This window comes from Bilophila sp. (assembly GCF_057864385.1).
Genome location: NZ_DBMAFI010000008.1, coordinates 16,294 through 40,860 on the forward strand (window position 1 = coordinate 16,294; position 24,567 = coordinate 40,860).

At 58.2% G+C, this 24,567-nt stretch carries 19 protein-coding genes; 14 read left to right on the top strand and 5 right to left on the bottom strand.

What is annotated here, in order from left to right:
• Positions 1 to 98: 98 nt before the first annotated feature.
• Together ACZM8Y_RS03955 and ACZM8Y_RS03960 are read right to left on the bottom strand one after the other, a co-directional pair.
• Positions 99 to 971, bottom strand: coding sequence for a YitT family protein (locus tag ACZM8Y_RS03955; RefSeq protein WP_302553134.1), 873 nt, complete (start codon positions 969 to 971; stop codon positions 99 to 101).
• 17 nt (positions 972 to 988) lie between these two features.
• Positions 989 to 2,026: an alpha-hydroxy-acid oxidizing protein gene (locus tag ACZM8Y_RS03960; protein WP_308771723.1), complete on the bottom strand. Its 1,038-nt coding sequence runs from the start codon at positions 2,024 to 2,026 to the stop codon at positions 989 to 991.
• A gap of 310 nt (positions 2,027 to 2,336) precedes the next feature.
• Between ACZM8Y_RS03960 and ACZM8Y_RS03965 the strand changes: the two genes are divergently transcribed.
• The 3 genes from ACZM8Y_RS03965 (at position 2,337) to ACZM8Y_RS03975 (ending at position 4,958) form a co-directional block, all read left to right on the top strand.
• On the top strand, positions 2,337 to 3,362 hold the full coding sequence (locus ACZM8Y_RS03965) for a KpsF/GutQ family sugar-phosphate isomerase (protein ID WP_337432177.1): 1,026 nt from the start codon (positions 2,337 to 2,339) through the stop codon (positions 3,360 to 3,362).
• A 176-nt stretch (positions 3,363 to 3,538) separates the two neighbouring features.
• Positions 3,539 to 3,715 carry a hypothetical protein gene (locus ACZM8Y_RS03970; RefSeq protein ID WP_487480083.1) on the top strand — a complete coding sequence of 59 codons (177 nt, stop codon included), beginning with the start codon at positions 3,539 to 3,541 and terminating at the stop codon, positions 3,713 to 3,715.
• Positions 3,716 to 3,845: 130 nt separating this feature from the next.
• Complete coding sequence (locus ACZM8Y_RS03975) at positions 3,846 to 4,958, top strand: metal-dependent hydrolase (protein WP_482333472.1); 1,113 nt, start codon at positions 3,846 to 3,848, stop codon at positions 4,956 to 4,958.
• Positions 4,959 to 6,561: 1,603 nt separating this feature from the next.
• On the opposite strand, the gene dnaA is transcribed toward ACZM8Y_RS03975, so the two are convergent.
• Together dnaA and ACZM8Y_RS03985 are read right to left on the bottom strand one after the other, a co-directional pair.
• Positions 6,562 to 7,995, bottom strand: coding sequence for a chromosomal replication initiator protein DnaA (gene dnaA, locus ACZM8Y_RS03980; RefSeq protein ID WP_482333470.1), 1,434 nt, complete (start codon positions 7,993 to 7,995; stop codon positions 6,562 to 6,564).
• 557 nt (positions 7,996 to 8,552) lie between these two features.
• Positions 8,553 to 9,635, bottom strand: coding sequence for an ABC transporter substrate-binding protein (locus ACZM8Y_RS03985; protein WP_302554261.1), 1,083 nt, complete (start codon positions 9,633 to 9,635; stop codon positions 8,553 to 8,555).
• A 390-nt stretch (positions 9,636 to 10,025) separates the two neighbouring features.
• Here ACZM8Y_RS03985 and ACZM8Y_RS03990 point away from each other — a divergent pair, with 390 nt between their 5' ends.
• The 7 genes from ACZM8Y_RS03990 (at position 10,026) to gcvH (ending at position 17,812) form a co-directional block, all read left to right on the top strand.
• Positions 10,026 to 11,951: an ATP-binding cassette domain-containing protein gene (locus tag ACZM8Y_RS03990; RefSeq protein WP_482333467.1), complete on the top strand. Its 1,926-nt coding sequence runs from the start codon at positions 10,026 to 10,028 to the stop codon at positions 11,949 to 11,951.
• Between the two features lie 611 nt (positions 11,952 to 12,562).
• Positions 12,563 to 13,444, top strand: a complete 882-nt coding sequence (pdxS, locus tag ACZM8Y_RS03995; protein WP_487474556.1) for a pyridoxal 5'-phosphate synthase lyase subunit PdxS — start codon at positions 12,563 to 12,565, stop codon at positions 13,442 to 13,444.
• Positions 13,445 to 13,448: 4 nt separating this feature from the next.
• Positions 13,449 to 14,066 (top strand): pyridoxal 5'-phosphate synthase glutaminase subunit PdxT, encoded by a 618-nt coding sequence (gene pdxT, locus ACZM8Y_RS04000; protein WP_482333465.1) that lies wholly within the window; start codon positions 13,449 to 13,451, stop codon positions 14,064 to 14,066.
• Positions 14,067 to 14,651: 585 nt separating this feature from the next.
• Positions 14,652 to 15,473: an aspartate dehydrogenase domain-containing protein gene (locus ACZM8Y_RS04005; protein ID WP_479859609.1), complete on the top strand. Its 822-nt coding sequence runs from the start codon at positions 14,652 to 14,654 to the stop codon at positions 15,471 to 15,473.
• A gap of 67 nt (positions 15,474 to 15,540) precedes the next feature.
• Complete coding sequence (locus ACZM8Y_RS04010) at positions 15,541 to 15,975, top strand: OsmC family protein (protein WP_479859608.1); 435 nt, start codon at positions 15,541 to 15,543, stop codon at positions 15,973 to 15,975.
• Complete coding sequence (lpdA, locus tag ACZM8Y_RS04015) at positions 15,972 to 17,360, top strand: dihydrolipoyl dehydrogenase (RefSeq protein ID WP_302552478.1); 1,389 nt, start codon at positions 15,972 to 15,974, stop codon at positions 17,358 to 17,360. Before ACZM8Y_RS04010 ends, lpdA begins: the two co-directional genes overlap by 4 nt.
• Positions 17,361 to 17,422: 62 nt before the next feature.
• Positions 17,423 to 17,812: a glycine cleavage system protein GcvH gene (gene gcvH, locus ACZM8Y_RS04020; protein WP_308770647.1), complete on the top strand. Its 390-nt coding sequence runs from the start codon at positions 17,423 to 17,425 to the stop codon at positions 17,810 to 17,812.
• 992 nt (positions 17,813 to 18,804) lie between these two features.
• Here gcvH and ACZM8Y_RS04025 read toward each other — a convergent pair.
• Positions 18,805 to 19,716, bottom strand: coding sequence for a tripartite tricarboxylate transporter substrate binding protein (locus ACZM8Y_RS04025; RefSeq protein ID WP_308770645.1), 912 nt, complete (start codon positions 19,714 to 19,716; stop codon positions 18,805 to 18,807).
• Between the two features lie 410 nt (positions 19,717 to 20,126).
• On the opposite strand from ACZM8Y_RS04025, the gene ACZM8Y_RS04030 reads away from it, so the two are divergent.
• From ACZM8Y_RS04030 to ACZM8Y_RS04045, 4 genes are all read left to right on the top strand, one after another.
• Entirely contained in the window at positions 20,127 to 20,315 is a 189-nt protein-coding gene (locus ACZM8Y_RS04030) for a hypothetical protein (protein ID WP_489501589.1), read from the top strand.
• Positions 20,316 to 20,758: 443 nt separating this feature from the next.
• A complete protein-coding gene (gene thrC / locus ACZM8Y_RS04035) occupies positions 20,759 to 22,024 on the top strand; it encodes a threonine synthase (protein ID WP_482332510.1) in 1,266 nt (421 codons plus the stop codon).
• Positions 22,025 to 22,043: 19 nt separating this feature from the next.
• Entirely contained in the window at positions 22,044 to 22,997 is a 954-nt protein-coding gene (locus ACZM8Y_RS04040) for a tripartite tricarboxylate transporter substrate binding protein (protein WP_482332508.1), read from the top strand.
• A 53-nt stretch (positions 22,998 to 23,050) separates the two neighbouring features.
• The gene (locus ACZM8Y_RS04045; protein ID WP_308770642.1) at positions 23,051 to 24,550 is read left to right on the top strand and encodes a tripartite tricarboxylate transporter permease; all 1,500 of its coding nucleotides are present in this window, start codon (positions 23,051 to 23,053) and stop codon (positions 24,548 to 24,550) included.
• The last annotated feature ends 17 nt before the right edge of the window (positions 24,551 to 24,567 follow it).

Below are 24,567 nucleotides of genomic sequence, written 5' to 3' on the forward strand. Positions count from 1 at the left end.
TTGTCGGCTATCCCTGTGGAACTTCAAGGAAAAAGCATCAACCATTTTCTATAACACAGCCTTTTGAAAAGGCGTTTTCCTCCCCAAGGAGAATTCTTCTAAATAATCGACTTTCTGGGGTACCGGGTACCGGAAACGTAGAAGGTATTTTCCACAATAAAGAGGGCCTTGTCGTCGATGGCAAAAACAAGGTTCTCCAAGCGCCGCAACATGATGTTGTTGGTTACGGTAAGGATGATCTCGCGGTCGCCGCCGCTGTACGCGCCCTTGCCCTTGAGCACGGTCGCGCCGCCGTAGCCTTCGGCAATGATCGCCTCGCACAGCGCCTCGCCCCGATCAGTGACGACATAGACCATTTTCCTCTGGCTGCCCATGCGGAGCACGTATTCGATGGTCGCGGAGGCCACGAAAACCTGAATGAACGACACAATGACCATATCAAGGGAAATGGTCGTCATGGAGGCGAGGAACATCACCGCGTTGAAGCTGAAGTTGAACCGCCCGATGCCGATGTTCCAGCGCTTGTTCAGGATAACGCCGATGAGATCCAAGCCCCCGCCGGATCCGAGCGTCCGCAGCATGAGCCCGGTGCCTGTGCCGCAGAGCACGCCCGCCGTGATTGCCGCGTAGAAATGATCCTGAATCGGCACCTGAAAGGTGATGAACTCACTGATGACCGTGGTCGCAAGGCTCCCGTAGAGGCTATAGAAAAAGAATTGCCGCCCGATCTGGAACCACGATACGAAAAACAGCGGAATATTGATCAGCAGGTACCAGATAGCGGGCGTGAACAGCCCCGTGGCGTACCAGCCGAGCAGGCCGGCGCCAAAAATCCCCCCGGTAAGGAACCCGTGATGCGAGGCCACGGCCTGCGCGCCGAGAGAAAAGAACACAGCGCCGACAGTCAGCACAAACAGGTTCCACAGCATGGACTGGCCAAGCTTATGTCTTTGAGGCAATGTCAGTTTCATGAATACTCCGTATGTCTTCAGGCGAGGGAGGCCGTGCTGACGAGGCGGCGCCCGGCTTCGCGGACGGACGGACAGCCTGTCAGCACCATGCTGCGCACAAGCTGGTTGTAAAAATGATCCGCCGTCAGCCTTACGCCTTCGGAACCGCCTCCCACGGCGGCGAGGCAGAAGGGGCGGCCAATCAACACGGCGTCCGCGCCGAAGGCCAACGCCTTGAGCACGTCGAGCCCGTCACGGATGCCCCCATCCATCAAAACGGCCATGCGGCCCTTGACCTGAGCGGCGATGGCGGGAAGGACCTCAATGGTTCCCGGCGTATGATCCAGGGCCCGCCCGCCGTGGTTGGAAACCACGATGCCGTCGCATCCGGCGCGCTCGGCGGCGATGGCATCCTCGACCGTCATGATGCCCTTGAGCACGAATTTCATGCCGAGCCCGTGTGAGCGATCCGCAATGGCCTTCAGTTCGGCACAAGTTTTCGGGGACACGGGCCGCCCCATGCGGGCTAGGGCAATCAGCCCCGCCGCGTCGATGTCCATGCCGAGCACACGTGTTCCTGTGGCGGCGGCCCTGCACATCTTGCGTTCCAGCTCCTCGCCTTCCCACGGCTTGATGAACGGAATCCCCCAGCCGCCTTCGGCGGCGATGGCGGCATTCCCCGCTTCGTGCAGCTCGTCCGGCGCGCCGTCGCCGACACAGCCGACAATGCCCGCCTCACGGCAGCCGGATACGATGGCCCGCGCATATTCCGCCTCGGAAAGGGCCCCGCCCATGTTGAAGGAGGTTCCCCCTATGGGTGCGGCCAGCACGGGCAGGCGCAGCTTGAAGCCGAGCACTTCCGTTTCCGTGACGGGCTCCTTGACCTCATGAATCAGGCGCATGTTCAGGCGGACGCCGGCAAGCGCGGCCACATTGTTCTTGAAAGCGCTCCCGGTTCCGATGCCGCCCATACCGGGCGTTTCTCCCGCGCAGGCACGCCCATCGCACACGGGGCAAACACGGCAAAAGCCCTTCATGCGATCCTTGGCGTGGGCGCGGATTTCCTTAATATCCATAATAGGGGACTCCCAAATGAAATGATAGAGAGAGGTGGATACCCGAACGGGCTTCGCCTTGCAATATTGTGAAAGGTTTCCATATCGTAAAAGAAGGAAACGAAAAGGGGGAAAGCGGGCGGAACAGCCTCTTTTCTGAGTACGTGAACCGACATATATCGTCAACAGGCTGAGAAATATCGTTCTCCGCATGAGAGACGGCGGCCCCTTTGCCGGCTTGCCTGCGGGCCATTCTTTTTCTATGCTTCCTGTTCGCTCTCTTTTTCCCGTGTAACGGCGGCATGCCGTGCCGCTTCAAGGACGTTTCCCCATGACTCAATCCGTACATTCCCATACCGGGCCCGCCGCGCTCATCAAGCTCGCGCAGGACGTTTTGAATACTGAAATCGCCGGGCTCGCCGCCGTGCGGGACAGGCTCAGCGCCCAAACGCCGGAAAAAGCCCCCCTCGTCCTTGCGCTGGGGTTGCTGGCGGCATGCACCGGGCGTGTCGTCGTGACCGGCATCGGCAAATCCGGCTTGGTCGGCCGCAAGCTCGCCGCCACGTTTTCCTCAACCGGCACCCCGGCCTTCTTCCTCCATCCAGTGGAGGGGGCCCACGGCGATCTGGGGAGCCTCCGCAAGGATGACGTCATCATTGCCATTTCCAATTCAGGCGAAACGGCGGAACTGAACGCCATCCTGCCCGCGCTGAAATCGCTCGGCACCAGCCTGATCGCCATGACGGGGAGGGAGGACTCCACCCTTGGGCGCCTTGCCGACGTGACGCTGCATTCGGGCGTCCCCCGCGAAGCCTGCCCGCACGGGCTCGCCCCTACAGCCTCGACCACTGCTGTCCTCGCCCTCGGCGATGCGTTGGCCGTTTGCCTGATGCAGCTAAAATCATTTACGGAAAAAGATTTCCTGCGCTACCATCCCGGAGGCAGCCTGGGGCAGCGCCTGAAGCTCAACGTCAGAGAAGTGATGCGGACTGAAGGGCTTCCCCAGCTTTCCGAAACAAGCCTCTTGTCGGAAGCCCTGCGCCAACTGGATCAAGGCAAGCTTGGGGCCGTGCTCCTGCTCGATGGCGAGCGCCGGATCAGCGGCATCCTGACCGACGGCGACGTCAGGCGGGCCGTCTGCCGCGGGACGCTCGATCCGCAGGCCCCTGTCAGCACCGTCATGACGCCTTCCCCCCGCTGCGGAACCCTAGGGGATACGGTCGCCACGCTTCTTGAGCTCATGGAAAGCAAAGCTATCACGGTATTGCCCATCGCCGATGAGGAACGCCGCCTGCTCGGCATGGTTCACATGCACGACCTGCTTGGTCAGGGCAGCATTGCCTTTTCACAGCATTGATGCCCGCAATGGTGCTTGTTTGCTGAGGCTGCCCCATAAGAAACGGTTGACGCTTTATTTTTTGAAATTCCAAGGGAATAACCAATAAAAGGCCCAAGCATGGGGCCGCCTGTGGAAATTCGGATAAAAAGTCTGTATTTTCATTATATTGTAGTGATAAAAACAACCAAAATGCTATGACGGCGCCTTTGCTGAAAAGCCGTATCCCCGACGCCGCCCACGCCTCTTCCCTTGGGGGCGAATCGTTGGTCGGATCTGGGGAACGGCTTGCACAAGTGCAGTCCGGGCTTATTTTCCTGTTGAATGCGGCACATGCGCCCGGTATAAAACACTTCAGCCCTGCCTCAGCATGAAAAAGCGGGAGGCGGCAGTGAGTCCAGTACACAGTACCGTGATACGCCGCATCACTTGGCAAAGCACAGGGGAAGAGGGCTTTTCGCGGAAAAAGCGCTTCCCCTTCTTTTTTGCAAGGGAAGGAACGCTATGGAACCGATCACACATGCCTTGAGCGGAGCCGTCATCGGCTACGCCCTGCCGGGAAAACGCAACTGGTGGCTTCCGGTATGGGCGGCGCTGGTGGCGGCTTCGCCCGATATGGATGTCTTCTTTATCCACACCCCGCTGCAATACATTGAATACCACCGGGGGATCACCCATTCGTTCATCGGAGGCTTGGGGCTCGCTTTTCTCCTTGCCCTCATCCCCCGGCTGATGAACCGCTGGCGCGTCCCAAAAGCCCCCGACGGCTCTCCGCCGTTCAACTGGCCGCTGCCGCTGGCGTGGCTCGTGGCCTATCTGCTCATTCTGCACCATATTTTTTTGGACTGCATGAATTCGTACGGCACGCAGGTCTTTCTGCCGTTCAGCGACTACAGGGTGCGTTTGAATGCGCTGTTCATCGTAGACCCGCTGCTTCTCCTGCCGTTGGCCTTTGGGATCATATTCTGGCGGAAACGGCGCGCCGTCATGATCGGCCTCCTGCTCTGGACTATTCTCTACCCGCTCGGCTCGCTGGCCACGCGTGTGGGCCTTGAGGCGCATCTTAAGGACAGCCACTACACGCCCGACGTTTTCACCCAACAGCTTCTCAGTGAGGATTTGGCTCCCGGCCAGAGTGGAAAGGGACTCTGGGATGATGTGCGCGCCGTGCATCTCGTACCCGACGCCTTCACGCCTTTCCACTGGAAACTTATTCTGGATCGCGGGGATGTTTGGGACGTGGCGGGCTATACGGTATTCACGGAGGAGCCTCAGACGTTCATTGCCTATGCCAAGCCGCCGCAGCCGCTCTGGGCCGAGCTTGCCGAAAAGGATCGCATGTTCCGGGCGTATGAACGCTTTGCCCTCTACCCCGCCCTTGAAGCTGAAATCCCGCTTGAGGGCCCACTCAAAGGGTACACGGAATATGTATTCAGCGATCTGCGCTTCGGCTCGACCATCGGCTGGGTCGACGATATTCAGGTGCGGCGGCAGGGCAAGCCCACGGCCTTCCGCATCATGGCCCGCGTAGCCCCGGATGGCGCGGTTTCCGCAGTCCGTTTCATCACCACGACTGGAGCGGGCGGCGACAGCGGCTGGAATCCGCCTGTGGAATGAAAAAAGAGAAAGAGGAAAATCGGGGGAGGGGGGAGGAAACCCTTCTGAAGAAGGGCTTTCCTCCCCCTCCCCCGAACCCCCTCCCCTCTCCTTCCTAAGACTTTTACGAGGTGGGGAGGCAAGGCTGAAGGGAGTCCCTTCGGTTGTCAGGCAGCAGCCACCCGAAAAGGCGTAATTCGATGTTTCAATCAGTTCACGGTCTCTCAATCGGCCAATGCATGAAGCTCTCTCATGGAGTGTAACTGGTTATTTTCACCATAATATATATAGAGAAAGAAAGAAAGAAAGAAAGAGAAAGAAAACTTTTTCTCCAGTTTTTCCGTTGGTAGGCTTCATAGCCAAACATTTTGTTGGCCATTTCTTTGAATTTTTAAGGAATAAAACAGCACTCGCTTGCTATGGCAGAACCTTTAAGAAAGGCTCTGCCATAGCAAAAAACTGCCTCTTAACTTCATACAATTCAGAATAGATACTGAGGAAAGCGTTTTCATCATGGGGCTCATCACAAAACACTTTCAAAAAAATCAATAAAATCAATCTAAAATTGTAGCAACCAAGCGTTATGACAGAACCTTAAGAAATAGATTACTGCGGCAGGACACACATAACAAAAGGCTCTGTTATAGTTTGTGGTTGTTTCATCACCACAGTGCGGTGAAAATACAGCCTTTTTATCCGATTTTCCCCTTGGCGGGATCCACGGCTAAGGCATCTTACCGGTTATCCCTTTGGAACTTCATGGAAAAAACATCAACCATTTTCTATAACACAGCAAAATATTTTTCAAAAAAATCAATAAAATATACCAATCTAAAATTGCAGTAATCAATCGTTATGACAGAACCTTAAGAAATAGATTACTGTGGCAGAACACACATAACAAAAAAGGGCATTCGGTTGGGTGCCCTTTCCTGTTAAAAAAAGCTGTGTCATGGAAAATGGTTGATGCTTCTTCTTGAAGCTCCAAAGGGATAGCCAAATAAAATGCCCCAAGCATGAAGTCCATCGCCGGGAAAAATGGAAAAAACGTCTTTATTTTTATCATACTATGGGGATAAAACAACCACAGGCTATGACAGAGCCTTAAAAAATATTCACATCCCCCGCAATGAAGGACTCAATAATACTTAAAGCCATTGGAAAGGAGGCCGGATAAGGGAGAAAACATAAAGGACATCCCATCCTTTCCTCTCCTCAAAAAGATTTCCCTTCTCCGTTTTTAATGGATCAGTCATACTTTTGGTTGTTTTATCCACACAACACAGTGAAAATACATCCTTTTTATCCTGTTTTTCCCATTGGCGGAATCCACGGCTAAGGCGTTTTGCTGGTTATTCCTTTGGAGCTTTAAGAAAAAACATCAACCATTCTCTATGAGAGAGCCTTTCCAATAGGCTGTGTCATAGGAAACGATTGATGTCTTATTTCTTGAAATTCCAAGGGAATAGCCAATAAAATGCCACAATTATGGAGTCCATCAACTAAAAATTCGAGAAAAATTCTGTATTTTCACCATACTGTGGAGATAAAACAACCATATACTATGACAGAGCCCAAGAAAAAAGCATCAACCATCCTCTATGATGGAACCTTCCAATAAAGCCTAACGCCGTTCCAACAAAGCCAGCGTACCGGCAATCTGCCGCCCAAGGGGAGACTCGCGGCGCAGCTCGCGCTCAACTGAAGCGATGCCCTTAAGCACGGTGGAATGGCGGCGGGAAAATTTATCGCCGATGTCCTGCAAGGACAGCTCGGTGTGCTTGCGGGCGAGATAGAAAATCGTGTTGCGGGCCACCACCAGATTCTGCTTCCGGCTGCGGGAGGCCAACTGCTCAGGCGAAAGGCCGAACCCTTCGCACACCTTGCGGATAATGGAGTCCACATCCACAAAAGGATCGTCAAGGCTGTACTGCGCCAGGATCTCCTGCGCCATTTCCACGGAAATGGTACAGCCAAGCAGTTTAGCCTTGAGCAGCAGGTTATGCACACAGCTTTCCAACTGCCGGATATCCCCGGTGAGGCGCTCGGTCAGCACGTCCACCACCGAATCGGGCAGCAGCGCGTTGTTCTGGCGGGCCTTCTCCTGAAGGATACGGCGGCGCGTGCTGGCGTCGGGCTTTTCAATACCGGCAAGGAACCCCGAACAGAAACGCGACACAAGGCTGTTGTCCACGTTCCGCAGCTCGCAGGGCGCAAAGGAACTCGTCAGGACGACGCGGCTCCCCTTTTCCTGTAGGGATTTGATGGTGGAAAGCACCTCATCCTGCATCTTTTCCTTGCCTTGGAGGAAGTGTACGTCCTCAAGGAGCAGCAAATCCACATCGCGGAAACGCCCCTTGAAGCGCTCCACTGTCCTCGACTGAAGGGCCTGCACGAAACAGCTCGAAAACTCTTCGGCGGTCAGATATTCGACCTTGGGGTTGGAACGGTTACTGGCTTCGCATAGAGCCTGCCCTACGGCCTGCGTAAGGTGCGTCTTGCCGAGCCCCGGCCCGGAGCTGAGGAACAAGGTGTCCACGGTGGCGCCGGAACGCACCATGTTGCGCGCAGCAGCATACGCCATGTCATTGGTGGGGCCGACCACAAAGCTGTCGAACGCATACCGCCAGTGGCGCGGGACGGACTGATTCACGGGCATGGTAATAGGCAGGGAAAGCTGTTCTGCAGCGGAAGAAAGCAGGGGCGGGGCGGCCGCCGGACGGGGCGCGGGGGCCGTGCGGGGGCGGCGGGCCGGAGATGGCTCACCTTCCACGGAGACGGTGGGGCGCACCGGAATGGAACGGCTCGTTTTGGCGGGGGGATTGCCCGCGACCACGCTGATCTCCATCGGCCGCCCGAAAATGGCCGAAGCCGCATCGGAAATGTCGTTCAGCAGACGATCGCGTACCCACGTCGCCACAAATCCATTGGGGGCGGACAGACGGATCTTCCCCTCCCCTTCAAGGTCGGCGGTGAGAGGCGCAACCCAAACCTTATAGGTGCCGGGGTTGAGCCTGTTTTGCAGATCTTCACAGATTTTGAGCCACTGAGTTTTCATATCCGATTCTTCTAGCGTTTGACTTGTCCTGTGACAAAGCAGATTCGCGGAGTTTCTGCCCGTCGGGGCGCAAAAGGCTTCCCACAAAGGAGGATAAAAAAGTTACCCGTAATGACAGGCCTTTTTGCAATACCGCCACTTCTCCGATGTTTTCTTTACCCTTGGGAGACAAGGGTTTTCATATGAAGAGCCCTCTTTATGCACCGGCTTGTGAAAAACTTTTCCACAGCCGCATCATTACGGAACTCGAAAAAATTCAAGATCCCTTCATATTGCGAAAACATACTTTGATACCACCTTGTTACCAACACGGCAGCCATATGAAGCCGGAACGGACACGGAACCGCTCCGGTTCAACGAACACACAGAAACGGCCGCACGCGACCCGCGCAGCCTGCGTTTTTCCGGGAAGAAACAAGACGGAAAGCGATTTTTCTCAAACAAACGGAAAAAGTCAAACAGAACTTCACAAAAACCGCCCCCTCTTTCTCAAAGAAAAGTGGTTCCGGGACGCAACATCCCGGAACCACCTTCAAAAACATTTTTGGCGCGAGGAACTACTTTTTGGCAGGTTCCTTTACGGCCTTCAGGTAAATGTCGGTGACATAATGGAGGCGCTCAAGGCGGGCCAGATCACGCCGATCCAGTTCGCCGGTCTCATTCTGGAAGGAGACGATATCGTGCAGCCATTCACGCAGTTCGCTGGTCCCGTAGCTCTGCTTGAACATGGCGAGCTGCTGGTCAAGCGCGTATACCGGGTGATCCTTAATATCGCGGATAGCTTCTTCGCGGGTCATGGCCTTGCCGGTCCACGCATTGTAGAAGCGCATATAGTCGTCGGCAAGATCCTCGGCGGGGGTCTTCTTCATCATGTCCACGCTGCGGAGGTACACGCGGAGGAAGGCCACGATGTCGCCCTTATGCTTATTGGCATAGTCCATATTGGCGACGAGCAGGATGGGCTGGCGGGCATTGCAGTCGCTGGAGTGCGCAATGGTCTTCAGGCCGAGCTTTTCAGCTTCAAAGGTCTGGGGGGCCCACAGCGCGATGGCGTCGCCCTGGCCTTCGGCAAAGGCTTTCATGGCTTCGGACGGCTGCATGTCGACGATCTTGATGTCACGCTCGTTCAGGCCAAGGACGTGCAGCCAGCGGCTCAGCATGTAGTGGGCGGACGTACCCTTGGGGACGATGAAGGTCTTCCCGCGCACGGAACCGGGGTTGCCGTAGACTTCGGGGCAGTTGGGGTTGAAGCCCTTCATCTTGAGGATGGGGCTGTCGGCACGCGTGAAAATGGCGTTGGAAGCGGATTCGTCGTTGCCGATGCCGACGATGTACAGGCGGCTGCTCAACGAGGCGGTCAGCGCGGGCATGGCGCCGACGCCGGCAATGGCCCAATTGGAGGACTGCATTTCGTCAATGACGTTTTTGCCGGATTCAAAGGGCAGCAGTTCGAGATCCAGCCCTTCAGCCTTATCCCATCCCTTTTCTCTGGCGTACCAGACCAAGAAGGTTTCATGCTCGCCGAGCCATGCCGTACGAAGGGGCACAAGGGGCTTGGCGAACGCTGCGGAGCCGCTCAGGCACCACGCGACCACAAAAAACAGGGCCAACAGACCAGCAAAGGGATTACGCACTTTCATGATTTCCTCATCCACCCATGAGAACGTTCGTTTCCCCGGCTTCCGAACAGAGCCACTCCCCACAGGACAGCCAAGGACATTTGCCGTAACCATACCTTAAAAAAAGGGCAGTGGCAACGCGGGGCCCCCTTCGGAGTTTTTCGGTGTTGAAAGAATCATGGGGCAAGCGGCGCATCACTGCGCCCGGCATGGCGGCGGGGCGGCATCAGGGCCATTCCCTTGCCTCTTTCGGGAAAGCGGCATATCTTTCTGGGCAGAATCCGTACCGTCAGCGCCGCGCGGCACGCTCCGGGCCACCCACGGAAAGGCCCCGCCAAGCGTTCCCGCAGCGCCCTTTCTACGCAACAAATGTTCCCGCGATCCGTTTTCGCGTATCCTGCGAGGGAGTTCATGGCACTTTTGAGTTTACAGGGCGTCACGCTCAATTTGGGCGGCAAGACGCTTCTTGATGCCGCCGACCTGCATGTGGAGCAGGGAGAGCGGGTCTGTCTCGTCGGACGCAACGGCGTCGGCAAGTCGTCCCTGATGGCCCTGCTGTCCGGCGACCTCACGCCCGACGGCGGCACCATCGTCCGCACGCCGGGCGTCACGTTCGGGCATATGCCGCAGGCCGTGCCCGATCATTGGAGCGGCCCGGTCTTCGGCGTGGTGGCCTCAGGACTTGGGAAAGAAGGAGAAGCGCTGGCCGCCGCCCACCTCATCGCCACGGGCCGCGAAGACCAGCTTTCCGCCTCAAGGCTGGCGCTGGCCCGCAACCTGCTCCAGACCGGGGAGGGTTGGGAGCGCCACGGCGACATCCTTGAAGCGATCAACCAGCTCGGCCTCGATCCCGAAGCGGACTTCTCCACGCTCTCCGGCGGAAACAAGCGCCGCGTGGCGCTGGCCCGCGCCCTCGTCGCCTCGGAAAACCTGCTGCTCGACGAACCCACCAACCATCTGGACATCAAGACCATCGCGTGGCTGGAAGATTTCCTCGTCCGGCGGGTCAAAACCTTTGTCTTCATCAGCCATGACCGCGCCTTTGTCCGCCGCCTCGCCACGCGCATCGTGGAAGTGGATCGCGCCCATCTCTACAGCTACGCCTGCACGTTCGACCAGTTCCTCGAACGCCGGGAGGAACGCCTTGATGCCGAGGAAAAACAGGCCGCGGCCTTCGACAAGAAGCTTGCGCAGGAGGAGGCGTGGATACGGCAAGGCATCAAGGCCCGCCGTACCCGCAATATGGGCCGCGTCCGCGCGCTGCAGGCCATGCGCTCCGAACGGATGGCCCGCGTGTCGCGCCAAGGCGTCGTTTCCATGCTCGCGCAGGAAGCGGAACGCTCCGGCAAGCTGGTGATCGAAGCGAAACAGGCGGGGTTCGCCTACCCCGACGGCTACCGCGTATTCAGCGCCTTTTCGGCCATCATCCAGCGTGGGGATCGCATCGGGCTCATCGGCAACAACGGCGTGGGCAAGACCACCCTGCTCCGGCTGCTCCTCGGTGAGCTTGAGCCCACGGAAGGCTCCATCCGGCACGGGACGCGGCTCGAAGTCAGCTATTTCGATCAGCTCCGTTCCTCGCTCGATCCTGAAAAATCGGTCATGGACAACGTGGCGAACGGCAACGACACCGTGACCATTAACGGGCAGCAACGCCATGTGGCCAGCTACCTCATGGATTTCCTCTTTGAATCGGATCGGCTCAGGGTTCCGGTGCATACGCTTTCCGGCGGCGAGCGCAACCGCCTGCTCCTCGCCAAGCTGTTCACCATGCCCTCCAACCTGCTGGTTCTCGACGAACCCACCAACGATCTGGATGTGGAAACGCTGGAACTGCTTGAAGAACTGCTCGCCAACTATTCAGGGACGGTGCTCATGGTCAGCCACGACCGCGAGTTCCTCGACAACCTCGTCACCACCACGCTGGCTCTTGAAGGCGACGGGCAGGTGCGCGAGTACGTGGGCGGGTACACGGACTGGCTGCGCCAGCGCCCTGAGCCCGTGGCTGCCCACGCCGACAAGCCGAAACCCAAGCCGTTGGCCCCTCCCGCCAAGATCGGCCCGCGCAAGTTGACCTTCAAGGAACAGCGCGAGCTGCAAATGCTCAAGGACGAACTGGAAGCCCTGCCCGGCAAGATGACGGCGCTGGAAGACGAGCAGCATACGCTTGAAGACCGGCTCAACGATCCCGGCTTCTTCGCGCGCGATCCCGACGGGTTCAACGCCACCGCAAAGCGCATTTCCGAGCTTGACGACGAACAGACCGCCGCCCTCCAACGCTGGGAGGATGTCGAATTCCGCATTGCCGAACTGGAAGGCAACGCCGAGGGCAAATAGATCCATTGGGGAGGGGGAAACTTTTCTGAAAGGCCCTGTCATAGGATGTGGTTGCCTCACCTCCGCAGCACGGTAAAAATACGGCCTTTTATCCGGTTTTCCCACCGGCTGAATCCATGATTGAGGCATTTTTTCGGTTAATCCTTTGGAACTTCAAGGAAATGGCTGATGCTTTCTTAAAGTTCCAAAGGGATGACCGATAAAGTCCTTCAGATGTGGAACCCACTGACAGGAAAGCGGAAAAAGCCCTTTACCATGTGGTGGAGGCGCAACAACCATATTCTATGGCAGGGCCTTCTGAAAAAAAGCCCCGCGTTTTCCCTCCCCCGCGCCTCCCTTTTCCAAGCGTTTTGCGCTCATTGAATCCCTGCGCCTTTTGAGGCTCTCTCTTTCAAAAGGCGCATATTGAGGCGGCACGCCGGCCGTCACAGGCCATCAAGCTGTATTTGCCTTCTTTTTGCCACCATACATTGTCACCATGACAATCCACATTGTCCCGCCCGCCAAAAACATTGATCCATGACCAGCCGGATCGCTACCCCGGCTCCCCGGAGCGCTGTTAGGTTACGTCCATCATCAACGCAACCGCTAGGTTCTCAAGGAGATAGATCATGGAGAAAGGTACATTCCAGCTCAAGTCCGGTCTGGCCGAAATGTTGAAGGGCGGCGTCATCATGGACGTCACCACACCCGAACAGGCGAAAATCGCGCAGGAAGCGGGCGCATGCGCCGTCATGGCCCTTGAGCGCGTCCCCGCCGACATCCGCAAGGCCGGGGGCGTCGCCCGCATGGCCGATCCGAGCATCGTCCTCCGCATCATGGACGCCGTGACCATCCCGGTCATGGCCAAGGCGCGCATCGGCCACATCGTCGAAGCCCGCATCCTCGAATCCCTCGGCGTCGACTACATCGACGAAAGCGAAGTCCTGACCCCCGCCGACGACCGTTTCCATATCGACAAGCGCGGCTTCACCGTGCCGTTCGTATGCGGGGCCCGCAACCTCGGCGAAGCCCTGCGCCGCATTGCCGAAGGCGCTTCCATGATCCGCACCAAGGGCGAACCCGGAACCGGCAACGTCGTCGAAGCCGTGCGCCACTGCCGTATGGTTCTCGGCGAAATCCGCGCCCTGTGTGCCCTGCCCGAAGAGGAAGTCGCCAATTTTGCCAAGGAAAACGGCGCGCCGCTCGAACTCGTGCTCAAGATCCGCGCCGAAGGCCGCCTCCCTGTGGTGAACTTCGCCGCTGGCGGCATCGCCACGCCCGCCGATGCCGCCCTCATGATGCAGCTCGGCCTCGACGGTGTGTTCGTAGGCTCCGGCATCTTCAAATCCACCGACCCGGCCAAGCGCGCCAAGGCCATTGTCGCCGCCGTGACCCACTACAATGATTACAAGATCCTTGCCGAAGTCTCGCGCGATCTCGGCGAAGCCATGCCCGGACTGGAAATCTCGGCCATCGCGCCCGAACAGCGCATGCAGGAACGGGGCTGGTAAGCCGATGGCCGCAGCGTCCGCACCGCGCATCGGCGTGCTGGCCATTCAGGGAGCCTTCCGGGAACACGTCCGTTCCCTCTCCCTCTGCGGAGCCGAAACCGTGGAAATCCGCACGAGGGAAGACCTCGAAGGGCTTTCCGGCCTTGTCTTCCCCGGAGGCGAGAGCACGGTCATGGGCAAGTTCCTCATCGAATGGGGCATGATGAGCCGTGTGCGGGAGCTGATCCAAAGCGGAATGCCCGTATTCGGCACCTGTGCGGGGCTTATCCTGCTCTGCTCGGACATCCTTGATCACCCCGAACAGCCGCGCATCGGCCTCCTGAACGCTTCCGTGCGCCGGAACGCCTTCGGGCGGCAGATCGACAGCTTCACGGCCCCGCTGGAACTGCACCCGTTTCCCGCAGCGGACGGGAAGCCGACGAATCAAGCGCCCCTCGAAGCGGTCTTCATCCGCGCACCGCTCATCGAAGAGGTCGGCCCCGGCGTGGAGGTGCTCGCCCGGATCAACGGCTTCCCCGTTGCCGTGCGGCAGGGGAATATCCTTGCAACCTCTTTCCATCCCGAATTGACCAATGACCTGCGCCTCCATCAGTGGGTCGTGGATATGGCTGGGAATAATTAGGCATTGAGGAGGGGGGGAGGGAACCTTTCTCCAGAAAGGTTCCCTCCCCCCTCCTCAAACTCCTCCCCTCTCCCTCCCAAGACTTTTGTAAGGGTCAATGAAGGCAACGGGAACCGCACAGCATCAGTTCGGAGGCTTCCGTCTCCCGGCTGCGCGGAAGTGTAAATTTTAGGCTGTGTTCAATTTACTGTTGATGATTTTTTTCAATGAAAATCAATAGATAAAAGCTCGTTCCACGTCTGGTGATGTGGGCCTCTCTCATTTTTTGTTCATTACATGAAATCCAGTTTTGAAGAATTGTTGCGAGACCTCCAAATCATTTCCAAAGAACTCTTCCTTTCCAGTTGGAATCTTGTATCAACCACAAGCTTAAACACAGCCTTTCGGTTATCCCTTTGGAGTTTCAAGGAAAAAAGCATCAACCATTTTCTATGGCACAGCCTTTCCGTAAGGGCTGCAAGGGAATAAGCCTTTTGCGGGCAACAGTGAGGGGGCTGGATCTGTCGGATTATTTTTGGTCGACTATTATTGTCGACAATAGAACAGTTTTCGGCTATGCTCCCTACGGATATATTGGAGAAAGCGATGCAGCCAACGGTTCTTGGGATCATCGGATGCGGTGCGATGGGGCGTCTTATCGCCCGGCATATCCGCGAACATCTGCCGGCCTATCGTCTCGGCGGGCTTTTTTCACGCACCACGGCGCACGCCGAGGAGCTTGCGCGGGAGCTCGGAGGCGTCCCCGTGCTTGGCCTGCAACCCCTTATCGAATCATGTGATTTGCTTGTCGAAGCCACCAGCGCCGTCTCCATGCCGCCTATCGTGCGGGCTTGCCTTGCCGCCGGAAAAGCCGTCGTGCCGTTGAGCGTCGGCGGGTTTTCGCTTGATCCTTCCCTGCTGCGCGACGTGGAGGCATCCCGTACCGCGGTGCATGTGCCCTCTGGGGCCATTGCCGGGCTGGATGGCATCCGGGCCATGCGGGAAATGGGGCTTGATGCCGTTACCCTCACCACGGTGAAGCATCCCCGCAGCCTTGGGCAGACGCCGCCCCTCACGGATCTCGACCCGCCCACGGCGGAAGAGGCGCTGATCATGTCCCCGGAAGCCCGGCTGTTGTTCAGCGGCACGGCGGAAGAGGCGATCCGGCGTTTCCCCGCGAACGTGAACGTCGCGGTCAGCCTCGGCCTGGCGGGGCTTGGCTTTTCGCGGACGCGGGTACGCCTGTTCGCCGATCCCGGCGCGGCAGGAACCCTGCACCGCATTTCGGCCCGTGCCGGGGACTGTACGCTGGAAACCATAACCCGCCCGGCCCCGCTGCCCCGGAACCCACGCAGCTCGGCGCTCGCCATGTATTCCGTCCCCGCCCTGCTGCGGGGGCTCGCCGCCAACCCGAAGCTGGGGGGATGACGGTTTTCATGGACTTGGAAGCAGGATAGGCACACTCTGGAATCCCACAACAAACAAGGAGTCAGCGATGTCCCAACGCATACAGGTTTCGTTCGTTCAAGAGGGCGACGTCTACACCGTCCATACGGGTTCCCCTGTCCTTAAAGATATTGTCATGGATTATACCGGAATCCCGGAAACGGAGCGGGGCGGCAACTCGTCCGCCTTGCTGATAGCCGCGGCCCTGAGCTGTTTCTGCGGAAGCATCCGGGCGGCGCTTGTGGCCCGCGGGGTTCCGTTCCGCGCCATCCGGGCGCAGGGGACGGGAACCAAGGAACCCAATGCGGACGGCGCGATGCGCCTTGTACGCATCGACATCAACGTGACCGTGGACGCGGATGAAGCCTATGCCGCCAAGGTGGATCATTGCGCGAAGATCGTCAAAAACTGCCTCGTCACGGCATCCATTTTTGAAGGCATCAACGTCTCGCACAGTGTCCGCAGGGCAGGGGGCGCGTCATGAAGCTGACCATCATCGGGGGAGGCCCCGGAGGGTACACCGCCGCATTCGCCGCCGCGAAAGCCGGGGCCGAAGTGACCCTTATCGAGCGTGCCCATCTTGGTGGGACGTGCCTGCACACGGGCTGTATCCCGACGAAGACGCTGCGTTCATCGGCGGACGCACTGGATACGGCTGCCCGGCTCAGGGAATTCGGCATTGCCGGGGATTGCGCCGCCGTGCCGGACATGCCCGCCATCGTCGCCCGGAAGCGCAAGGTGACGGCAACCCTGCAAACCGGGCTTGAAAAGACAGCCGCCCAGTTGAAGATCCGCATCATCCACGGCGAGGCGGGGCTTGTCGGTTCCGGGCTCGTCAGGGCCGCTTCCGGGGATGAAGTTCTGGAGATCGCCGGGGATCGGGTCATCCTCGCCACCGGCTCCTCCCCGTTGGAGCTGCCTTCGCTGCCCGTGGATCACCGGCTTGTCCTGTCCAGCGACGATGCGCTGGAGCTGCAAACCGTGCCTGAGCACTTGGCCATTGTCGGCGGCGGGGTTATCGGCTGTGAACTCGCTTTCATCTACCGGGCCTTCGGCGCGAAAGTGACGGTCATCGAAGGGCAGGGGCGTCTGCTCCCCCTGCCGTCCGTGGACGGGGAAATCAGCCGTCTGCTGCTCCGTGAAATGAAGAAGAAAGGCATCGCCGTGGAACTGGCCCATACGGTTTCCCGCGTATCCCCGTGTGACGGCGGGGCGGCGGTGGAAATCGCGCCTTTCCCCGCAGGGGCGGGCGGTTCCCGTATCCTGAACGCGTCCGCCGTTTGCGTTACCGTGGGCCGGACGCCGAACACCGCCGGATTGGCCGAAGCGGGGATTGCGCTCGACCAGCGTGGCTGGATCATCGTCGACGATACGCTGGAAACGTCGGTTCCCGGCGTATATGCCATTGGCGACGTCACCGGCCCGCGGCGGATCATGCTGGCGCACATGGCCGCAGCCGAAGCGCATACCGCGGTTCATAACATCCTGCACCCTGAGAAGCGGAAAACGCAATCCTATGCGGCGGTTCCTTCGGCCATCTTCACCTCGCCGGAAATCGGCGATGTGGGATTGACGGAAGAACAGGCCAAGGAACAGGGGATGGCGGTACGTTCGGCGGTGTTCCAGTTCCGGGAACTCGGCAAGGCGCAGGCTATGGGCGCGCTTTCCGGGCTTTTCAAAATCGTTGCCGAAGAGGGCACGGGCAGGCTCCTCGGCGTCCATATTGCCGGGGCGCACGCCTCGGATCTCATCGCTGAAGCGACCCTCGCCCTTCAGAAGGGGTGTACGGCACGGGAACTCTTTGAAACCATCCATGCCCATCCGACCCTTTCGGAAGGGCTGTACGAAGCCGCCGGGATGCTCGCCTAGCTCCCGTTTCCCTCAACCATGCCGCACGGCTCCACCGGGTGCGGCAAACCGCAGGAGGCATTATGAACACGCCAAAATCCCTGAACTTTCCTGAAGATCTCGGTTACACGGCCCGCCACGTATGGGCCCGCAAGGACGGCGACACGCTGGTCATCGGCATCACGGATTTCGCACAGGATCAGCTTGGTGAAATCCTGTTCGTCGATCTGCCCGATGCGGGCGCTTCCTTCGGGGCCGATGACGAATTCGGGACTGTGGAATCCCTGAAAACCGTCAGTTCGCTGTATATGCCCGTGGCCGGGGAAGTCGTTGAGCGCAATGGGGCGCTGGAAGGCAAGCCTACGCTCGTGAACCTCAACTGCTACGCCGATGGCTGGATGCTCCGTATCCGGCCCACGGAAACGCCCGCCCTGATGACGGCGGCTGATTACCGCAGCCAGTTGGAAGGCTGACGGACAGCCTTCAGATGAAGGCAAAGGCTTCTGTCATGGCAGGTGGTTGTTTCATCTCCACAGCACGCTGAAAATACGGTTTTTTTATCCGGTTTTCCCATTGGCGGAACCCACAGCTAAAACATTTTGCCGCTTATCCCTTTGGGACTTCAAAGAAAAAAGCATCAGCCATTTTCTGTGACGCAGCCAATGCAAAAAATGCCGGGAGCTTTTCCCGGCGTTTTTTTTTGTGGGCTTCAGCCTGTTGAGGATACGAAGCGTCAGAAAAATAACCACCTGCTGTGCGGGTGGTTATTAGTTGGCCCTGTCATGGGATATGGCTGTTTCATGTGGCTGTGTCATAGAAAATGGCTGATGCTTTTTTTCTTGAAGTTCCAAAGGAATAACTAACAAAATACTTTAACCACGAATTCCGCAAAGGAAAAACTAGAGAAAGAGGCTGTATTTTCACCATATTATGGAGATGAAACAACCATATGCTATGATAGAACCTTTCATGTTTGCAGCGTGATGAAAAGAGGGCCTTTTTCTCCCGTGTTCCGCTTGCTTCCGCTTTTGTTGGCGGGCTTCATGGCCCAAGCCCTTTATCGGCCATTTCCTTGGGACATCAAGAAAGCATCAGCTATTTCCATGAGACAGCTTTTTTATGTCTCTGTCAGAGTTTATGGTCGTTTTGACTCAGCAATATGCTGAAAAATATATACTTTTTCCCAGATTTTTCCGCTGAGGGGTTCCATGGTTGGGGGAGTTTATTGGTTATGTCTTTGGCATTTCAGGAAAGAAAGCATCAACCGTTTTCCATGACAGAGCTTTTCCTACACTGTTCCGCCATCATACCTCATACCTCACGTTTTCCATCCCCCTTCCCCGTCCATCGTTACAGCCGCAGCCATCAAAAAAGCCCCCTGATCCGTATGGTGGTACGGATCGGAGGGCTTCCCGCCGCGTCGCCGCAGGCTGCATCATTTCAGAAGGGGGCCGCTTTCGCTGTGTTACCGGATCAACCCCTGTTCCTTGAGGGTCTTGTGGGCCTTTTCCTTTTCCTGCCGGATGATTTCGCCAAACGCCTTGCCATCCTTAAAGTAGGGGAGCAGTCCGGCCCCGCGTACGCCCGCCTGATATTCAGGGTTGGCGCATATCTTGGCAAGCGCGGCTTCGAGATAGGCCTGAGCTTCCGCGGGGAAGTCCGGCGGGGTGGCAAGGCCGCGATACTTGGCGGATTCGAGCTTATAGCCAAGCTCGTTCATGGTCGGGACATCGGGGCAGAGCTCATAGCGATCCTTGGTTGCAATGGCGAGGCCGCGCGCACCCTGCATACGCAGGAAGTTGGATGTGGAAGCAAAATAGCAGTCCACTTCGCCGCCGAGCAGCGCCGGAGCCGCCTTGCTGCCGCCGGGGTAGGGAACCTGCGTGAACTTCGCGCCGGTGAACTTTTCCACGTTCATAAGAAAGATATGGTCACCGGTGAGCTTGCCCACGGTTGCGGCCTTCACCTTGCCGGGGTTGGCCTTGGCGTATTCGATCAGTTCCCCGAAACTCTTAAACGGGCTCTTTTCGCTGACGATCAGGATGTCCGGGTCGAACACGAGGCAACAAAGCGGATTCAGTTGTTCCGTCTTGTAGCCCGGCTGCCCCTCAGGGCGAAGCATGGGCTGGAGCACGATATGGGGCAGATCCACGCCGCCGATGGTGTACCCGTCCGCCTTTGCGCCGATGAGCCACGTCCAGCCGATTTCCCCGCCCGCGCCCGCCTTGTAGGTCACGACGATGGGCTGGGGGATGACCCCCTTGGCGAATTTCTCGACGAGCCTGTGGCTCAGGTCGCTGCCGCCGCCCGCATTGAATGCGGTCATGAGCATGATCGGCTTGGCGGGGTATTCCGCCAGCGCAGGAAGCGCGGACACAAAGCAAATCCCCAGGGCGAGCAACAAAGCATAGAATCTTTTCATAGCTACCTCAAAGGTGGGTGGTGAAAAACAAATTTGTCGACCGTTGACAGTATTAGAACTCTGTCGACGGGTTGTGTCAAGTGCTGTTTGTCACAACACCTAAAAAATCTTTCAGAGTGGATGGGGCAGGCATGGTGCGATGTTTTGAAGGCTGGGGGGAAAAGACGGCGTGCCGCAGAAGGGCATTTGGGAGTCGGGCACAGGAAGGCCGTTTTTTGCGTACATCAGGCCGTACCTGTGGGCCAACCCAATGGAGGGGAAAAAGCCCATGGCTGGGACTCTTGGCGGCTATTTTCTATATTTGATTATAACTATTATAAATATTTTATCATTCAGTTGTAAAAAATAAGGCTGCGTCATAGCATGTGATTGTTTCATATCCACAGCCCGGTGAAAATACAGCCTTTTTCTCCAGTTTTCCCCTTGGCGGAATCCATGCCTGCGGCATTTTGTCGGTCATTCCTTTGGGATTTCAAGGAAAAACATCAACCAATTCCTACAATACGACTAAAAATAAATTTCCCGTATCAGAGAACCCGGCAGCTCCAAAATAAGGCGTGGGCGCGGTTACGCACGAAGGTTTGGGCTTCTGGATGGCATCCGGCAGTCCCCAGCCCCATCCGCAGCCCCCTCCGCGTGAAGCGCTGGGAACGGCCTTTCATAGGGTGAGGGGCCGGAGTTTCCGGTTTGGGCAGCTAAAAAATGGCATCAGAGGCCTGCCGGAGGGCCCGCATCGGCCATGTGCTGGAGGAGACAGGGCTTACAGTATTTTTTCGGATCTGTAGTTTATCTATTTCACTTTATCTATTGTATAAATGCGGATGCTCCATCGGGTGTGCGAGGCTGTCTGTATTTTTGTCGACTATTTTTGTCGACAGAGTATTGACAGGGCGTGTTTCTTTTCACATACTGTCGACGGATGACAAAAATACTGTCAGCGATCGACCGTTGTTCGTACACGAGAGGCGCCAAGCCTTTTCCACTCAGGAGGATTCATATGCATGCAGAATGTCTGGGGCTTGTCTGCCGCGAATGCGGCAAACGCGTGCCTGAGGCCGAATGTGCCCTGTCTTGTCCCGACTGCGGCGCGCCCATGCGCGTCACGTTTTCCGAGGCGTCGCTCCGTCAGGTGCTGGGTGCGGGCCTGCCCACTCCCGATGGGCGCTCATTCCTCCGCCAGTGGCGGTCTATCCTGCCGATTTCCGACGAATCGCTCATCGATCGCGTGAGCCTTGGCGAAGCCGAAACGCCGCTGCTGTCTTCCCACCGCTACGGTGAGAAGCTCGGCATACCGGATCTGCATTTCAAGGTGGAGCAGGGGCCGACCCTGTCCCTGAAGGATCGCGGCACGGCTCTGTGCGTCCTCAAGGCTTTGGAATTCGGCTGTAAAACCGTGTGCCTGTCCTCGTCCGGCAACAACGCGGCCAGCGTATCAGCCTACGGCTCCCGCGCCGGGCTCAATCCCGTGGTCTTCGTCCAGAAACAGGTTTCCGCCGCGAAAATTTTCAAGAGCCTCGTCTACGGCGGGCGCGTAGTCCGCATCGACGGCGACATGGCCGCCGCCAGCCGGATCTGCGGGGAAATGGTCAAGCGCCGCAACTGGTTCCAGTGCGGCGGCCCCAACCCTTACCGTATCGCCGCAAAGCGCACCTTCGCTTACGGTGTCGTCCAGCAGCTTGGGCAGGCCCCGGATACGGTTCTGATCCCCTGCGGCGGCGGGGCCGGGATGGTCGCCGCGTTTGACGCCTTCCGCGAGATGCTCGCCGCGGGGGTCATCGATCGGATGCCGCGCCTCGTCGGGGTGCAGTTGCAAGCCTGCGATCCCACGGCCCGCGCCTTCCATGAAGGCCGCGATGCCGTGACGCCCGTGGACAAGAAGCCTTCCCTTTCCGACGCCATCATGAACAACAACCCCTACTGGGGGCGCTACTGCCTGCAAGCCGTGCGCGAAACCGGCGGCACCATGATTTCCGTTTCCGACGCCGACTTCATCCACACCATCCGCGAGCTTGGGCGGGAAGAGGGGCTGTTCACGGAACCGGCGGGTTCCGTCTCCGTGGCCGCCTTGCGGTATCTCGTGAAGGTGCCCGGTTTTGAGAATCCGGGGGTTACCGTCTGCAACCTCACCGGGCACGGGCTGAACGCGCCGCAGGTCGCCACCGACGAACGCGAAACGCCCGGCGTCATCCCCCCGACCGTGGAGGCCGTGGAAGCCTTCCTGCAAAAGCTGAGTCCCGGACAACGCCCTGTAACTGCCATCTAAACACCTGTTGGAGGTAGATATGAAAAGCTTGTTCCTTTCCTCTCTTCTGGCGCTGGGCCTCTTGGCGGTTCCCGCACAGGCTGCCGAGTATCCTGCAAAGCCGATCACCCTGATGACCGCGTTCAATGCGGGCGGCGGCAGCGACGTCAGCCACAGGCTCCTTGAAAAATTCGCCAAGGGCGTTTTCGATCAGCCCATCATCGTAACCTACAAGGCCGGTGCGGGCGGGGAAATCGGCTGGACGTGGCTGGTCGGCGCAAAGGCGGACGGGTACACCATCGGCGGCGTGGATCTGCCTCATATCGTGCTCCAGCCCATGCTGCGCCCTGAGGGGCAGCCGGGCTACAAGACGGAACAGCTCAGCCCGCTTTGCGGCCTTGTGTACGACGCCGACGTGGTCATGGTTCCCGAAGACGCCCCCTATAAGACGTTCAAGGATCTTATCGAGTACGCCAAGGCCAACCCCGGCAAGGTGAAGGTGGCGACCGTGGGCAAGCTTACCGGCGATCACCTCTTCCTTATGCAAATCGAAAAGCTCACCGGCGCGAAGTTCACGCAGGTGCCTTATTCCGGCAGCGGCAAGGCCATCCCCGCTTTGCTCAGCGGCGAGGTGGACGCCTACTTCGGTTCGGGTTCCAGCTTCCTGCGCATGGAAAAGACCCGCGGGCTCGCCATCGGCAGCAAGGAACGCTATGAGCTGTGCCCCGACGTGCCCACGTTCATTGAACAGGGCTATGCCATCGAGTCCGGCAAGTATCGCGGCCTCGCCACGCCCCAAGGCATTCCCGCCGAAGCACGGCAGTATCTGGAAAGCAAGTTTGCGGAAGTGTGCGCCGACCCCGAATATCAGAAGGCGGTCAAGAGCAGCGGCCTGATGCCCCAGTTCCAGACCGGCAAGGCTTTTGGTGAGATCATCAGCAGGGAAGGCGAACAGGCCAAGAAGGTTCTGGAGGCTTCCGGTCTCCTCAAGTAGGGTCATGGGGGAGGCGACTCCCCCCTTGAAGCTTCATCCATAACACGAGCGAGATGAACATGTTTGATCCGTGGGTAGTCCTTTCCAATCTGTCCGACCCGGTCACGCTGCTGCTCATGACCCTGAGCGCCTGCTTCGGCATCATTATGGGGGCCATCCCCGGATTGTCAGGCACGCTCGGCATCGCGCTGCTCCTGCCTTTTACATTCGGGCTTGAACCGGCGACGGCGCTGCTGATGCTCGGTTCCGTATACTGCGGCTCGGAATATGGCGGCTCCATCCCCTCAATCCTCATCAATACACCGGGAACGGCGGCGGCCCTGTGCACCACGTTCGACGGGTACCCTATGGCCATGAAAGGGCAAGCGCAGAGGGCCCTTTTCACGGCACTGATCGCATCGGTCTTTGGGGGGCTTTTCGGTGTTGCCTCCTTGCTGTTCCTGTCCGTGCCCCTTGCCAACGTGTCCATGAAGTTTGGTGCGCCCGAACAATTCTGGCTGTGCGTGTTCGCGCTGACGATCATCGCTTCACTTTCTTCCGGCAATGTCCTCAAGGGCGTGATCGGGGCGCTTATCGGCCTTGTCCTTGCCTGCGTGGGCATGGATCCGGTCACGGGGTATCCCCGTTTCACGTTCAATACGATGGAACTCATGGGCGGGATCAACGTAGTCCCCGCGCTTATCGGGCTGTTCGCCATCCCTCAGGCCCTGCTGCTCCTGCGCCCCGCAGGGGAAAAGGGCGTTATGGCCCCCTATAATCCGGCCCCCGGCGTCTTTTGGCAGACGTTAAAAGACTTCTTCCGCCGCATATGGGTCACGCTTGTGGCCGGTGTGGTCGGGGTCATCGTGGGCATCATGCCGGGAGCGGGCGGCAACATCGCCACTTTCGTAGCCTATAATGAAACCAAGCGGTTCTCGAAGAAGCCCGAAGAGTTCGGTACCGGCGTCATGGAAGGGATCATGGCCCCTGAAGTCTGCAACAACGCCGTGGTCGGGGGGGCGCAGATCCCCATGCTCACGCTCGGCATCCCCGGCAGCGCCCCCGCCGCCGTGATGCTCGGCGCGCTGATGACCCACGGGCTGAAGCCGGGCTTCGATCTGTTCTCGGAACAGGGCGACATCGTATTCACCTATGCCTTCGGGCTGATCCTGTCGAACATCATCATCCTGCTGCTTGGGCTCGTACTGGTGCGCATTTTCGTGCGGGCGCTGCAAATCCCGCAGCACTTCCTTGTGGTAGCGATCCTGGCCCTGTCCGTGGTCGGCTCCTACTCCATCAGCAGCTCCCTGATGGACGTGCTGTCCATGGCGGCTTGCGGTTTGCTCGGTTACGTGCTTGTGCGGTATAAGTACGGGGTCGCCCCCATGGCGCTTGGGCTTATCCTCGGCACCACAATGGAAGAAGGATTCAAGCTGTCGCTTCATCTCGGATCGGCGGAAGGCAATATCATGCTGTTCTTCTTCTCGCGCCCGCAGAGCCTTGTGCTCATCATCCTTACGCTGCTTTCGCTCGGCTATTCCATTTGGAAGGAATGCGGGGCCAAGAAGGTTTGATTCGCGGGACATATCGC